Annotated in this window: 14 protein-coding genes; 9 read left to right on the top strand and 5 right to left on the bottom strand. The window is 67.3% G+C overall.

The features are described 5' to 3' along the window. Positions 1-7: 7 nt before the first annotated feature. Positions 8-823, top strand: a complete 816-nt coding sequence (locus tag ASE72_RS05870) for an arylamine N-acetyltransferase family protein (RefSeq protein ID WP_056017832.1) — start codon at positions 8-10, stop codon at positions 821-823. A 28-nt stretch (positions 824-851) separates the two neighbouring features. Here ASE72_RS05870 and ASE72_RS05865 read toward each other — a convergent pair whose 3' ends face one another. Both ASE72_RS05865 and ASE72_RS05860 read right to left on the bottom strand, forming a co-directional pair. Further along, the gene (locus tag ASE72_RS05865; protein WP_056017830.1) at positions 852-1,208 is read right to left on the bottom strand and encodes a GntR family transcriptional regulator; all 357 of its coding nucleotides are present in this window, start codon (positions 1,206-1,208) and stop codon (positions 852-854) included. A 37-nt stretch (positions 1,209-1,245) separates the two neighbouring features. Next, on the bottom strand, positions 1,246-1,821 hold the full coding sequence (locus ASE72_RS05860) for a nitroreductase family protein (protein ID WP_056017828.1): 576 nt from the start codon (positions 1,819-1,821) through the stop codon (positions 1,246-1,248). A gap of 164 nt (positions 1,822-1,985) precedes the next feature. Between ASE72_RS05860 and ASE72_RS05855 the strand changes: the two genes are divergently transcribed. Continuing rightward, complete coding sequence (locus ASE72_RS05855; RefSeq protein ID WP_056017825.1) at positions 1,986-3,779, top strand: peptide MFS transporter; 1,794 nt, start codon at positions 1,986-1,988, stop codon at positions 3,777-3,779. 171 nt (positions 3,780-3,950) lie between these two features. Here the strand turns inward: ASE72_RS05855 and ASE72_RS05850 are convergent, their stop codons facing one another. Together ASE72_RS05850 and ASE72_RS05845 are read right to left on the bottom strand one after the other, a co-directional pair. Further along, the gene (locus ASE72_RS05850; protein WP_056019073.1) at positions 3,951-4,943 is read right to left on the bottom strand and encodes an aldo/keto reductase; all 993 of its coding nucleotides are present in this window, start codon (positions 4,941-4,943) and stop codon (positions 3,951-3,953) included. Between the two features lie 4 nt (positions 4,944-4,947). After that, positions 4,948-6,189, bottom strand: a complete 1,242-nt coding sequence (locus tag ASE72_RS05845; protein ID WP_056017822.1) for a dicarboxylate/amino acid:cation symporter — start codon at positions 6,187-6,189, stop codon at positions 4,948-4,950. Between the two features lie 69 nt (positions 6,190-6,258). On the opposite strand from ASE72_RS05845, the gene glmM reads away from it, so the two are divergent. The 7 genes from glmM to ASE72_RS05810 all read left to right on the top strand — a co-directional run bounded on the left by glmM (position 6,259) and on the right by ASE72_RS05810 (position 13,052). Beyond that, the gene (gene glmM / locus ASE72_RS05840; RefSeq protein WP_056017820.1) at positions 6,259-7,599 is read left to right on the top strand and encodes a phosphoglucosamine mutase; all 1,341 of its coding nucleotides are present in this window, start codon (positions 6,259-6,261) and stop codon (positions 7,597-7,599) included. Next, on the top strand, positions 7,599-7,814 hold the full coding sequence (locus tag ASE72_RS05835) for a DUF1272 domain-containing protein (RefSeq protein ID WP_056017817.1): 216 nt from the start codon (positions 7,599-7,601) through the stop codon (positions 7,812-7,814). The genes glmM and ASE72_RS05835 overlap by 1 nt, the downstream gene beginning before the upstream one ends. 201 nt (positions 7,815-8,015) lie before the next feature. Continuing rightward, positions 8,016-8,876: a bifunctional hydroxymethylpyrimidine kinase/phosphomethylpyrimidine kinase gene (thiD, locus tag ASE72_RS05830; RefSeq protein WP_056017814.1), complete on the top strand. Its 861-nt coding sequence runs from the start codon at positions 8,016-8,018 to the stop codon at positions 8,874-8,876. Continuing rightward, positions 8,864-9,502, top strand: a complete 639-nt coding sequence (locus ASE72_RS05825; protein ID WP_056017811.1) for a ribonuclease HII — start codon at positions 8,864-8,866, stop codon at positions 9,500-9,502. Before thiD ends, ASE72_RS05825 begins: the two co-directional genes overlap by 13 nt. Before the next feature lie 176 nt (positions 9,503-9,678). Next, the gene (locus ASE72_RS05820; RefSeq protein WP_056017808.1) at positions 9,679-10,821 is read left to right on the top strand and encodes a site-specific DNA-methyltransferase; all 1,143 of its coding nucleotides are present in this window, start codon (positions 9,679-9,681) and stop codon (positions 10,819-10,821) included. Between the two features lie 154 nt (positions 10,822-10,975). Next, positions 10,976-12,034 carry a dihydropteroate synthase gene (gene folP, locus ASE72_RS05815; protein ID WP_056017806.1) on the top strand — a complete coding sequence of 353 codons (1,059 nt, stop codon included), beginning with the start codon at positions 10,976-10,978 and terminating at the stop codon, positions 12,032-12,034. A gap of 133 nt (positions 12,035-12,167) precedes the next feature. Then, positions 12,168-13,052 (top strand): bestrophin family protein, encoded by an 885-nt coding sequence (locus ASE72_RS05810; RefSeq protein WP_056017803.1) that lies wholly within the window; start codon positions 12,168-12,170, stop codon positions 13,050-13,052. 54 nt (positions 13,053-13,106) lie between these two features. On the opposite strand, the gene ASE72_RS05805 is transcribed toward ASE72_RS05810, so the two are convergent. Beyond that, positions 13,107-14,522 (bottom strand): sigma-54-dependent transcriptional regulator, encoded by a 1,416-nt coding sequence (locus tag ASE72_RS05805; RefSeq protein ID WP_056017800.1) that lies wholly within the window; start codon positions 14,520-14,522, stop codon positions 13,107-13,109. Positions 14,523-14,617: the final 95 nt, after the last annotated feature.

Here is a 14,617-nt window from a genome sequence, read left to right as displayed (position 1 = left end):
AAACCAGATGTTCGACCTCGACGCCTATCTCACCCGTGTCGCCATGCCCGCGCGGCCGACGCTCGATTCGATCGGGCTCGGTCGCCTGCAACAGGCGCACCGGCTGGCGATCCCGTTCGAGGATCTCGACGTCGTGCTCGGGCGCGGTGTCGCGATCGACAGCGCCCCGGTCTTCGCCAAGCTCGTCACCGCGCGCCGCGGCGGCTATTGTTTCGAGCATAACCGGCTGTTCCTCGATGCGCTCGCCGAACTCGGTTTTACTGCGCGGCCGCTCCTCGCGCGCGTCTGGATTGCCGCGACCGACGTTCCGCCGCTGACGCATACGTTCGCGCTGGTGACGATCGACGGGCAGGACTGGATCGCCGACACCGGTTTCGGCGGCAGCTACACGCCCGTTCTTCCGCTGGCGGACGGCGCCGAGGCGACCGCGCCGGACGGCGCGCGTTTCCGGCTCGACGCGACCGAGCAGGGCTGGCTGTTGCTGCGTGACGGCGATCCGATGTCCACCGATGGCCGCGGCGAGACGGGCGGGTTCCAGCCGCAATACAGCTTCACGCTCGGCGAGGTGTTCGACGCGGATCTGGCGATGGGGAACCACTGGACCTCGACCGCGCCCGCCAGCCGCTTCACGCATACGCCGATCGCGAGCATCGTCCTTCCGAACGGCTTTGCCTCGCTGATCGGCCGCAATTATCGCCGCCGGTCGGGCACCGACACGACCGCTGGCGAGATCACCGATCCGCGCGTGTACCGGATCCGGATGAGCCTGTTGTTCGGGATCGACCTCAGCGTCGAGGACGTCGCCGCACTCGGAATCTTCTAGGCCGGCCACCCGGGACGGGCGCGGCAGGTCAGATCCGCTCGCGCTCCAGCAGATCGTGCGCGTCGAGCCCGAGCAATTCGATATGCCCGAGAATGCGCGGCCACTGCGTCGTCACGAAGTTCTCGCGCTCGGCGACGCGCAGCGCTTCGGCGGCGCCCGGCATTACGAACATGCCGACGCCGCGGCGCACCTCGACATAGCCGTCGTCCTGAAAGCTCTGATAGGCCTTGGCCACCGTCAGCGGATTGGCGCCGTGTTCCGCCGCAAAGGCGCGCACCGATGGCAGCTGGTCGCCCGTGCGATAGTCGCCACGCAGGATCCCGGCCGCGATCGTGCTGCGGAGGCGGAGATATACCGGGCTGTCGTCGCTGCTGAGCGCTGTCATGCTCCCCTAATACAGCAATTCGGCGATTCGTCGAGTCCTACGGCCGCCAGCGCGAGACGACGCGTTCCATATCGGGGCGGGGCCGTTCGTCGAGCGCGCGCGATGGCGTGCCGATGAACATGAATCCGGCGATGCGCTCGTGCGGTTCTCCGAACGCATCGCGAACCGCGTCCGAAAAGCTCGGCCACCCGGTCAGCCAGCCGCCGGCAAAGCCGAGCGCATGCACCGCGTGGAGCAGGTTCATACACGCGGCCCCCGCCGACAATTCCTGCTCCCATACCGGGATGTGGCTCGGCCTTGGGGACGACAGCACGACGACGAGCGCGGGCGCCTGATGTGCGAACTGGTCGAGCGCCTCGATCTCGGTGCGCGACGCGGTGGGGCGCTCGACGCGGTACGCATCGATGATCAGCGCAGCCAGCGCGGTCCGCTGGTCCTGCCCGACCACGACGAAACGCCAGGGCGCCAGCTTGCCGTGATCGGGGGTCCGCGCGGCGATCGCGAGAATTTGCGCGAACTGGTCGGCGTCGGGACCAGGGGCGGCAAGGTCGCGCGGCTTGCCCGAGCGGCGGGTCGCGAGCAGTGCGAGCGGACTGGAAGTGTCGTTGAACATCGCCCCGCAGATAGGCACGTAGCGCGGCGATTTACAGCCGCATCCGCGATTTAGCAGGTGGTCCCACGGCCACCGATATTTACAGTCCCGGCTTTGCCGCTAGGTAAGGCGGCAATGAAGCCGCCGCGTTCGACGGCGGCCCAGCGTAGCAGGGAGCGTAAGAGATGGTGGACACCCCGACCGCGGATACACCGCGAGAGCCGGATATCACCCACGTGAACCCCGCCAGCGGGGAGACCTGGTTCGGCCATCCCCGCCAGCTCGCGCGATTGTTCACCACCGAGATGTGGGAGCGTTTCGGCTATTACGGCATGCGCGCGCTGCTCACGCTGTACCTCACCAAGCATTTCGTGTTCGGCGACCGCGAGGCGACCGGGCTGTACGGCGGCTACACCGCGCTGGTGTATCTGACGCCGCTCGTCGGCGGCTATCTCGCGGATCAGTATCTGGGTTCGAAGCGCGCGGTGAAGTTCGGCGCGATCATCATGGCGATGGGGTATCTGCTGCTCTGCTTCGGCGGCGAGACCGCCAAGCCCTATGCGACGATCGCCAGCCAGCGCTACGAGATCCAGGTCGAGGAGCGCAACGGCAGCGAGGTCCGCTATCTCGCCGATCCCGCCGGGCGCCTTCAGATCAAGGGGAACGACGACGGCACCGTCTCGCTGCTCGCCGCCGACGGCTCGGTCGCGCGCACCGTCGAGAAGGGTGGCTTCGCGTCGGGTGCCGAACGCAGCGAGTTCTACGTCACGATCATGCTGCTCGCTCTGTGCATGATCTCGGTCGGTAACGGCTTCTTCAAGCCCAACATCTCGACGATGGTCGGCGAGCTCTACGCACAGGGCGACAAGCGGCGCGATGCCGGGTTCACGATCTTCTACATGGGGATCAACCTCGGCTCGCTGTTCTCGCAGCTGCTCTGCCCGTTCCTCGCGGTCGCGTTCGGCTGGTGGGCCGGCTTCGGGCTGGCGGCGATCGGCATGCTGTTCTCGTGGACGCTGATCCAGTTCGATGGCGGCAAACTGAACGGATATGGCGAGCCGCCGGTGCGCAGCGGTCCCGATCGCGCGCTCGGCATCTATGCGCTCGCGCTGCTCGGCATCCCGATCTTCTATCTGCTGTTCGTCAACCTGATGAACGCCGAGCCGCCGGTGCCGGGGTCGGGGATCATCGGCTACATCGTCTCGCTGTCGCTGATGGGCAAATTGCTGTTCGGCACGTTCCTGGTCGCGGTGCCGGGCATCCTGATCTGGTCGTTCGTCAATGGCGAGCGGCGCGAGTTCCAGATGATGCTCGCGGCGATGGTGCTGATCGTGTTCAACGTCGTGTTCTGGACGCTGTTCGAGCAGGCAGGCTCGAGCCTCACGCTGTTTGCGGATCGCAACACCGATCTCAGCGTCTTCGGGCTGTTCAGCATCTCGGCCGGGCAGACGCAGTTCTTCAACGCCTTCTTTATCGTCGCGCTCGCGCCGGTGATGTCGATCCTGTGGACCAAGCTCGCCGCCCGGGGCATCGAGCCGTCGATCCCGGTCAAGTTCGGCATCGCGCTGATCGGCGTCGGCGTCGGCTTCCTGTTCCTCGTCTGGGGCGCGAGCATGGTGGGCCCCACGTTCAAGGTCGCGATCTGGTGGCTGGCCGGGCTCTACTTCATCCACTCGTTCGCCGAGCTCTGCATCTCGCCGGTCGGTCTCAGCATGATCACCAAGCTGTCGATCGCGCGCGTCGTCGGGTTGATGATGGGCGTCTGGTTCCTGTCGATCTCGGTCGCGCAATATGTCGCGGGCATCGTCGCACAGGTCGCCAGCGTCGAGACGGTCGGCGGTCAGGTGACCAATCTGAAGGTCAGCCTCGACACCTATGCGGGCGTGTTCTGGACGATCGGGCTGGTCTCGGCGGGGATCGGCGTGCTGCTGCTGCTGATCTCGCCGCTGATCAAGAAGTGGATGCACGGGGTTCAGTAAGGCTGCTGGACCTACCGACGGATCATTCCCCATGATCCGTCATCGCCTAAACGATCCGTCATCCCCGCGAAGGCGGGGATCCAGACACTCTGTGGTTCGTGATAGACCACGGTTCGCCAGTCTGGATCCCCGCCTGCGCGGGGATGACGATTATGAGAGGGTAGGACCCGGTTAGATCCGCGTCATCGACAGCGCCTTCTCCCCATACCGCGGCCCCGCCGTCCCACCCTTGGGAGCCGCCGCATCAAGCTTAGCCAGATCATCCGCCGACAGCGTGATGTCCGCCGCCTTCATGCTGTCCTCCAGCGTGACACGGCGCTTCGACCCCGGGATCGGCACGATGTCGTCACCCTGCGCGAGCAGCCACGCCAGCGCCACCTGCGCCGGGCTCGCCCCATGCGTGTCGGCGATCGCTTTCACCGCCGCGACCATTTCCATGTTCTTGGCGAAGTTCTCGTCCGAATAGCGCGGGTCGTTGCGGCGGTAATCGCCCTCGGGCAGTTCCGACCGCGCGGTGATCTGCCCCGTCAGGAACCCGCGCCCAAGCGGCGAATAGGGCACGAACCCTATCCCCAGTTCGCGACACAGCGGCAGGATTGCGTCCTCGACCCCGCGCTCCCACAGCGAATATTCGCTCTGCAGCGCGGCGATCGGATGCGTCGCCGCGGCGCGCCGGATCGTGTCGAGCCCGGCCTCCGACAGTCCCAGATGCCGCACCTTACCCTCGCGCACCAGCTCGGCCATCGCGCCTACCGTATCCTCGATCGGCACGCCCGGGTCGACGCGGTGCTGGTAGAGCAGGTCGATCGTCTCGACGCCGAGCCGCTTCAGCGATCCCTCGCACGCACGCCGAACATTGGCGGGGGTGCTGTCGACGCCGGTCATGCCGTTGTCGTCATAGCGGAAGCCGAACTTGGTCGCGATCACGACGCCGTCGCGCTTGCCGCGGATCGCCTTGCCCAGCAGCTCCTCGTTGATCAGCGGACCATAGATCTCGGCGGTATCGAACAGCGTCACGCCGAGCTCGATCGCACTGTGGATCGTCGCGATGCTCTCGTCCGCGTTCGCCTCGCCGTACATGCCCTTGCCGATCCCGGCCATCGGCATGCAGCCGAGCCCGAGCGCAGAGACTTCGAATTCGGGGCCAAGCGTACGATATTTCATCGGGTCATCCTTCGCTGTCGCGGCCGCCATTCCGGCGCGAAAGCGTCACCGTGGTCGCGAGATCCATCATAACGTTCCCCAGCGTCCGGATGATGTCGGGGATCGTCTCGACCGCGACGAGCAGCCCCAGCGGCGCGACCGGTGCCCCGATCGCCGCCGCGATCGGCGCGATCGCGCTGACATAGCTGATCGTGCCCGGCAGGCTGACCGACCCGAGCGAGGTCAGCGTCGCGACGACGACGCCGACCGCAAGCACCGCGGGCGACAGCGGCACGCCGAACCAGAAGGCGACATAGATCGCGACAGCAAGGTTCATCGCTGGCCCGGTCGCGCGAAAGATCGCCACCGCCAGGGGCAGCGTGATCCCCGACGTGGCGACCGGGACGCCGAGCGCGCTCGCCCCCTCGACCATTGATGGGAGCGAGGCGATCGACGACTGCGTGCTGATCGCGACCGCCTGGCTCGGCAGCGCGGCGCGTGCATAGTCGCCGATCCGCACGCGTCCGCCGAACACCGCGATCGGATAGGCGGCAAGCGACACGATGACGCCCACGCCGGCGACGATCAGGATATAATGGACCAGCGCGCCGAACGCGCCGGTGCCCGCGCGTGCGCCGACGACGAGCGCGAGCGCAGAGACGCCGACGGGTGCGATCCACAGGATCCATTCGATCACCACCAGCATCGCGTCGCGCACCGCGGTGAAGAACGCGGTCAGCAGCGCGCGACCCTTCGCATCGATCCGCGTCATCGCGAACGCGAAGATCAGCGCGAAGATGATGAGCGAGATGAACGCGTTCTCGGCCGCCGCCTTGACGATGTTGGTCGGGATGATCGCGGCCAGAAACTCGCCTAGCGGCGGCGCCGCGCTCATCGCATGCAGCCCTGGGATCGCCGCGCGCAGGCTGGCGGCGGAGTCGGCGGGAATCGGGAACAGCGCGAGCAGCAGCGGCGTCACCAGCGCAGCTGCGGTCGCCGACAGCGCGAGCAGCGCGACATACAGCGCGATCGCCCGCCCCGCGAGCCGCCCGGCCTGCGCCGCCTCCGCGGTTGCGGCGACGCCGGTGATCAGCAGCGAAACGACCAGCGGGACGATCGTCATCTGCAACGCGTTCAGCCAGGCACTTCCGATCGGCTGTGCGACGGTGATCACCGGACCGACGCTGCCGGGTGCGAACGCGGCGAGCGCGATGCCCGCGGCCAGCCCGATGATCAGGGAGAGAAGAATCCGTGTAGCCTGCGACATGCTCGCCCTTCGTGTGACACCGCGCTATCAACGCCGCCAGACCCCGATACCGGACGGAAAGCATAACGAATGGCAAGGAAATATTTCGGCACCGATGGCATTCGTGGCGCCACCAACCTGTCGCCGATGACCGCGGAGATGGCGATGAAGGTCGGCATGGCGGCGGGCGCCTATTTCCTGCGCGGCGATCACCGCCACCGGGTGGTGATTGGCAAGGATACGCGGCTGTCGGGTTATATGCTCGAATCCGCGCTGGTCGCGGGCTTTACCAGCGTCGGCATGGACGTGGTCATGGTCGGGCCGATGCCGACGCCCGCGGTCGCGATGCTGACGCAGTCGATGCGCGCGGATATCGGCGTGATGATCTCCGCCAGCCACAATCCCTATGCCGATAACGGGATCAAGCTGTTCGGCCCCGATGGCTACAAGCTGTCTGATGAGGCGGAGACCGCGATCGAGGCGCTGATCGACGGCGACGTGCCACTCGTCGCGTCGAGCGCCATCGGCCGCGCACGCCGGATCGACGACGCGCAGGGACGCTATATCCATTTCGCCAAGTCGACCTTCCCCGAAAATCTCCGGCTCGACGGGATGCGGATCGTGCTCGATTGCGCGAACGGCGCCGCCTACAAGGTCGCGCCGTCCGCGCTCTGGGAGCTCGGCGCGGACGTCGTCGCGATCGGCGTCACCCCCAACGGCATCAACATCAACGACGGCGTCGGTTCGACCGCACCGCAGGCGCTCGCCGAGACGGTGGTGGCGAGCGGCGCGGACATCGGCATCGCGCTCGACGGCGACGCGGACCGGCTGATCGTCGTCGACGAGACCGGCACGATCGTCGACGGCGACCAGCTGATGGCGACGATCGCCGCCAGCTGGGCGCGCCAGGGGCGGCTCGCGGGCGGCGGCCTCGTCGCCACGGTCATGTCCAACCTCGGCCTCGAACGGCATCTCGCCGCGCAGGGACTGGGTCTGATCCGCACCAAGGTGGGCGATCGCCATGTGCTCGAGAAGATGCGGTCGAGCGGCTATAATGTCGGCGGCGAGCAGTCGGGGCATATCATCCTGTCGGATTATGCGACGACCGGCGACGGGCTCGTTGCGGCGCTCCAGATCCTCGCCGAGGTCAAGCGCTCGGGCGCGCCCGCGGGCGAAGTGCTGCACCGCTTCGAGCCCCTGCCGCAGTTGCTCAAGAACGTCCGGTTCGGCGGCGGCAAGCCGCTCGACGACGAATCGGTGAAAGCAGTGATCGCGCAAGCGGAGGACGAGCTTGTCGGCAAGGGACGGCTCGTCATCCGCCCGTCGGGCACCGAACCCGTGATCCGCGTGATGGCGGAGGGCGATGATCCCGGTCAGGTCGAGCGCGTCGTCGACCGGATCTGCGACGCGGTGCGCAAGGTGGCCGCCTGATGCTGGAGATGCGCCCCAGCTGCGAACGCTGCGCCGCCGAGCTTCCGGCCGATGCGCCTGGCGCGTTCATCTGCTCGTTCGAATGCACCTTCTGCGCGACCTGTGCAGACGCGCTCGACGAGCGTTGCCCCAATTGCGGCGGCGAACTGCTCGACCGCCCGACGCGGTTGGGCGAAGCGCCCCCGCAGAGGCCGGCGTCGGGTAGGCGGCACTAAACACCTTTCCAACCTCTACCACCCCCGGCGAAGGCCGGGGCCCAATTGGAAAGGCGTCGGTAACGGATCTGCCCTCTGCCAGCAGCCCCCAGTTGGGCCCCGGCCTCCGGCGGGGCGGTGGTGAAGGCATGGCCCTGTCCCGCACCGCACCGACTATGGCATAGCTCAACCCATGACCTCCAACCCCGCCCGGCACCGCCAATGACCGCCAGAATCCTCATCATTGCCGGCTCGGATTCAGGCGGCGGCGCCGGCATCCAGGCGGACATCAAGACCGTGACGATGCTTGGCGGCCATGCGATGACCGCCATCACCGCGATCACCGCGCAGAACACGCTCGGCGTTCAGGCGGTCCACCCAGTGCCCACCGACATCGTCCTCGCGCAGATCGACTCGGTCGTGTCCGACATCGGCGTCGACGCGGTAAAGATCGGCATGATCGGCTCGGCAGAAACCGCCAACGCCGTAGCCGACCGCCTGACCACATTGTTCTCCCGCGAAGGCGGGAGCCCAGACTGGACTCCCGCCTTCGCGGGAGAACAAGGAGGGGCAGGGCGACATCACCAAGCACGCATCCCCATAATCTTCGACCCGGTGATGATCGCCAGCAGCGGCTCCGTACTCGCCGACCCGGCGACCATTGCCGCGTTCGCCCGCCTCATGCGGGTCGCTACGCTCGTCACCCCCAACCTCCCCGAGCTCGCCGCCCTCGGCGGCGAGGCGGCGGTGCGCGCGCTCGGGCCGGCCATGCTGATCAAGGGCGGGCACGGCGAGGGCGAGCAGATCACCGACCGCCTCGTCACCGACGCCGGCGAAACGCGCTGGACCAACCCCCGCATCGAAACCCGCCACGCGCACGGCACCGGTTGCACGCTCGCCAGCGGCATCGCCGCGGGGTTGGCACAGGGCATGCCGCTCGACGCGGCAATTGCGCGCGCGATCGCGTTCGTCCGCGCCGCGCTTGCACAGCCGCCGGGGCTGGGTGCAGGGCACGGGCCGATGGGGCATGCACTCGGTGTCAGCCCGTTCGACCAGCTGAAGGACCGCAAATGCCCGGCATGAAACATGAAAAGCTCTGCGTCGGCCCCGTCGCCGGCGTCGACGAAGCCGGCCGCGGTCCGCTCGCCGGCCCGGTGGTCGCGGCCGCGGTGATCCTGCCCGCCAAAGGCGTCCCCCGCGGCATCGACGATTCGAAGAAGCTCTCCGCCTCCGAACGCGAACGGCTCTGCGCGCGGCTGAAGGGCTGTGCGATCGTCGGTATCGGCATCGTCGAGCCCGACGAGATCGACACGCTCAACATCTACTGGGCGACGATGAAGGCGATGACGCTCGCGGTCGATGCGCTCGCGACCGAACTCGGCCACGCGCCCGGCCACGTCCTCGTCGACGGCAACCGCCTGCCGCGCTGGACCTACCCCGCCACCCCGCTGGTCGGCGGCGATGCCAAATCGCTGTCGATCGCTGCGGCCTCGATCGTCGCCAAGCACACGCGCGACCTGATCATGGTCGCCGCCGCCGACGTCCACCCCGAATATAACTGGCATTCGAACAAGGGTTACGGCTGTGCGCACCACATGAAGGCGCTGCGCGACCACGGCCCCACGCCGATTCACCGCCGCAGTTTTGCGCCCGTCGCCGCGGCCTATCGGACGCGCGAGGGACTCTTCGCAAAGGAAACGACGAGCTGAGTCTTTCGCGCCACACCCCAAGGGCTTGAGGCGCACGTCTCCCACGACTCAATATCTGGAGGACGGCGACTCGATTGGTCGCATCCGCCGAATCGCGTGGGAGAGCCGTTAACGATTGTTTGCTTGACGGAGTCGGACAATTCCGCCGCTATGCGGGCCGACAAGGGGCGGAAAACATGGGTTTGATCGACACGATCGCGCGGCCGCGCGCGGCAAAGAAGGCAGCGGAACCGGCGGTTCAGCCGGCGCTCCCGCTCGACCAGATCCTGCGCGGCGACTGTATCGAGCGGATGAAGGCACTGCCGTCGAACTCGATCGACATGATCTTCGCGGACCCCCCCTATAATCTCCAGCTCGGCGGCGAACTCTATCGCCCCGACGGCAGCCATGTCGACGCGGTCACCGACGACTGGGACAAGTTCGACACCTTCGCCGCCTATGACCGCTTCACCCGCGCCTGGCTGAAGGAAGCGCGCCGCATCCTCAAGGACGACGGCTCGCTCTGGGTGATCGGCAGCTATCACAACATCTTCCGCGTCGGTGCCGCCGTCCAGGACCTCGGCTATTGGATCCTCAACGACATCGTCTGGCGCAAGACCAACCCGATGCCCAACTTCCGCGGCACGCGCTTCACCAACGCGCACGAGACGTTGATCTGGGCGTCGAAGGGCGAGAAGGCGAAGTATCACTTCAACTACCGCGCGATGAAGACGCTCAACGACGAGCTCCAGATGCGTAGCGACTGGGAATTCCCGACCTGCGGCGGCGCCGAGCGGCTGAAGAAGAACGGCACCAAGGTCCATCCGACGCAGAAGCCCGAGGCGCTGCTGTACCGCATCCTGCTCGCCTGCACCGAGCCCGGCGACGTGGTGCTCGATCCGTTCTTCGGCACCGGCACGACCGGCGCGGTTGCCAAGCGGCTCGGCCGCAGCTGGATCGGGATCGACCGTGAGGGCGACTATATCGAGGCCGCGCACGAGCGGATCGAGGCCGCGCTACCGCTCGACGAATCCGCGATCCGCACGATGATGAGCCCGCGCACGCAGCCCAAGGTCGCGTTCGGCGTGCTGGTCGAGAATGCGTATCTGACGCCCGGCACGGTGCTGACCGATTCGAAGCGGCGGTGGCGCGCAACGATCCGCGCGGACGGCTCGCTGCTCAGCGACTGCGGCACGATCGGCTCGATCCACAAGCTCGGCTCGACGCTCCAGAACGCGCCCGCCTGCAACGGTTGGAGCTTCTGGCATTACGAGAGCGACAAGGGGCTCAAGCCGATCGACGACCTCCGCCAGACTTATTTGTTGGCGACGACGGTCTGAGCAAAGTTCCGTTCGTGGCGAGTAGAGACCGAGCATAGTCGAGGGCTCGTATCGAGGGACATGTCCTTCGATACGCCATCTCGACAAGCTCGATGTCTACTCGAGACGAACGGCGTGGGTTTGATCGAGCGACGGATTTGGGGAAAAGGGGATCATGACCAGCCTCCACCTCCGCCCCGTCCAGTTCGTCGACACGCCGATCGGCCACCCCGACGGCAGCGTCGCGCGGCTCGCGGGCGGGATGCAGTGGTTCGCCGCCTATGAGGTGATCGAGGGGCGTGACCGGCGCACGGTGGCGGTCGCCAACGTCGCGGCGCTGGGCGCGCGCGCCGCGCATCTCCACGCCGCCATCACCGCCCCGCGCCCCGCGCTCCGGCTCGGCGAGCGGACGCTGCGTTTCGACCAGCCACTCGTCGCGGGCATCCTCAATATCACCCCCGACAGCTTTTCGGACGGCGGCAAGCATGTCGGCGATCCCGCCGCTGCCGCCGCCGCGGGAATCGACATGGCCGCGGCGGGCGCGACGATGATCGACGTCGGCGGCGAATCGACGCGGCCCGGCGCACCCGCCATATGGGAGGGCGACGAGATCGCGCGGCTCGTCCCCGTCGTCACCCGGCTCGCGCGCGCGGGCGCGATCGTCTCGGTGGACACGCGCAAGGCGGGCGTCATGGAGGCGACGCTCGCCGCCGGGGCGCATCTCGTCAACGACGTCGCCGCGTTGCTGTGGGACGACCGCGCGCTCGAGGTCGTCGCGACGAGCGGCTGCCCCGTCGTGCTGATGCACTCGCCCGATCCCAAGGACGGCGGCCATGGCCGGATCGGTTACCGCGACGTCGTCACCGACGTGTTCGACTGGCTTGAGGCGAGGATCGCCGCGGTCGTCGCGGGCGGGGTCGACCGGGCGCGGATCCTCGTCGATCCGGGCATCGGCTTCGGCAAGACGCTTGCCGATAATCTCGCGCTGCTCAACGGGCTCGCGCTGTTCCACGGCCTGGGTTGCCCGATCATGCTGGGGGCAAGTCGCAAGCGGCTGATCGGTGCGCTGTCGAACGAGGCGCCGGTCGGGGAGCGGCTGGCTGGATCGCTCGCCTTGGCGATTAAGGGGGCAGATGCCGGGGTGCAGATCCTGCGCGTTCACGACGTCGCCGAGACCGTTCAGGCGCTCAAGGTGTGGCGTGGACTGCGCGACCAGTCGTTGAGCGGGGGCTGATCGCCGCGGCGTGTCCGGGGCCCGGCGACGTGGCGCGATTCCGCGGCCAGTCGCTTGGCTGGGGCTGGTCACCGCTGCATTGCAGCGAAACCGGTCTTCGCGCATTAGAGGCGCGTAAACAAGGAGCTGCCCGTTGATCGTCACCGCAACCCCTCGCTTAAGTCAGATCCTCAGCGAGGTGTGGCGCCCGCTGCTCGGACTGTTCGTCTGGGACGTGATCGTGACGGTCACCTATTATGTCCTGCCATTTCACGCGCCGTCGCTGCCGCTGACGCTGTTTGGTACCGCGCTCGCGCTGTTTCTCGGGTTTCGCGACAACTCCGCCTATCAGCGCTGGTGGGAAAGCCGCGGGCTCTGGGGGCTGATGACCAATGCCTCGCGCAGTCTTGCGCGTATGACGCGCAACATGCTGCCCGAGCCCGAGGGGCATGATCTCAAGCGCACGATCGTGCTCCGCCAGATCGCCTATGTGAACGCACTGCGGTGCCAACTCCGCCGCCAGCCGATCGCGCCCGAGGTGCTGCGCTTCCTGTCGGAGGACGAGGCGGCCTATGCGCTGGCCCGGACCAATCCCGCCAACGGCCTGCTCGACGGCACCGGTCGCCGGATCGACATCGCGCGCCGCAACGGCTGGATCGATACCATCCAGCAGACCCAGTTCGAAAGCATCCTCGTCGATATCGCGAATGCACAGGGCGGGATGGAGCGGATCAAGAACACGCCGCTGCCCAACCAGTTTCGCTTCTTCCCCAGCCTGTTCACGCGACTGTTCTGCGTGCTGTTGCCGATCGGCCTGGTCGAGACGCTGGGCTTCGCGACGCCGATCGGCTCGACGATCGCAGGGCTGATGTTCCTTGCCGTGCTGCAGATCGGTGACGATCTGGTCGATCCGTTCGCGGACACGATTCACGACGTGCCGCTCAACGCGATGTGCCGCACCATCGAGATTGATCTGCTTCAGTCGATCGGCGACGAGGCGCCGAAGCCGCTGACCCCGGTCAAGGGCGTGCTCTGGTAGAACGCGGGTGGCGACGGTTCCTGGGCAATCGCGCCGGAACCGCGGCCGCGAAAATCATGCCGCGTTGTCGATCCCGAGTTCGCTGAGCTTGCGATACAGCGTCGACCGGCCGATCCCGAGGCGGCGCGCTACCTCCGTCATCCGGCCGCGATAATGGCCGATCGCGAGGCGGATGACGTCGGCCTCGATCTCCTCAAGCGTCCGCAGATGCCCGTCGGCATTGAACAGCGTGACACCCCCGCCACTCGCGACCGATGGCTTGGTATGCCGCTGCCGGGTACCGAGCGCGGCGATCTGCGGAAAGTCGGCGCGGGTCAGCGCATCGCCCTCGCAGAGCACTGCGGCCCGGAACAGCGCGTTCTGCATCTGGCGGACATTGCCCGGCCAGTCATATTGCACGAGCAACGCGAGCGCGTCATCGGTGATGCCGAGCGGTCGCAACCCCGGCTGCTGCGCGATTCGCGACAGCAGGTGGCGGGCAAGCGCGGGAATGTCGCCCGCGCGTTCGCGCAGCGGCGGGATCGTGACCTGCACCGCGTTCAGCCGATAGCAGAGATCCTCGCGGAACCGTCCGGCATCGACCTCATCGAGCAGCGTCGTGTTGGTTGCGGCGATCACCCGCACGTCGACCTGCTGCAGGTGCCGTCCGCCGAGCGGCTGGACCTCGCCGGTGTTCAGCACGTGGAGCAGCTTGGCCTGCGCGGCGAGTGGCATCGCGCCGATCTCGTCGAGGAACAGCGTCCCGCCATCGGCCTCCTGGAAACAGCCGACCCGCCGTTCGAACGCGCCGGTGAACGCGCCCTTCTCGTGGCCGAACAGCATGCTCTCGACCAGATTGGCGGAAATGGCGCCGCAATTGACGCTGATCATCGGCTTTTTCGCGCGCGGCGATGCGGCGTGGATCGCCTCGGCGATGACTTCCTTGCCAACGCCGCTCTCGCCTTCGAGCAGGACCGCGACGCGCGCCCGCGCGGCCTTTGCGGCGATCGCCAGCGCGGCGCGGAAATCGGGCGATGACCCCACGATCTCGTCGAACGCGAGCAGTGCGGGGATCTTCTCGGTCAGCGGACGCAATTCGCCCGCCGTCGTGCCTGCCATCACTGCGTCGAGCGAGGCGAGCAGGCGTTCGGGGGCAAGCGGCTTGACGAGGAAGTCGGTCGCGCCGGCGCGCATCGCCCGGACGGCCTGTTCGACCGATCCGTCGGCGGTCAGCATCAGGATCGGCAGCGCCGGGCGTCGCGTCCGCAATTCCGCGATCAGCGCGGCGGCGTCGTCGTCGGGGGCCGAGCGATCGAGGATGATCGCATCGAGCTGCGCGCCGTCGTCGGTGGCCAGCGTCGCGATCGCGGCTTCGCCGTCATCCGCGAAGATCGCGCGCCAACCCCCGCGTGCTGCCAGCGCCGCAACGAGTCGCCGTTGCGCCGTCTCGTCGTCGATCAGAAGTAACAGCCGCTGCCCATTGCGCGTCATGGCATATCCCGTCCCATAGCAGGACGGTCCCTAAACGGGACAGGTAAAGGCCGCCTTAAGCGCATGAACGATTCATGCCCGCCCTCTCGCCCGAT

It is taken from the genome of Sphingomonas sp. Leaf20 (assembly GCF_001421535.1).
Taxonomy (GTDB): Bacteria; Pseudomonadota; Alphaproteobacteria; order Sphingomonadales; family Sphingomonadaceae; genus Sphingomonas.
Note: the sequence above shows the minus strand (reverse complement) of the source record. Positions and strands in the feature narration are given on the sequence as shown.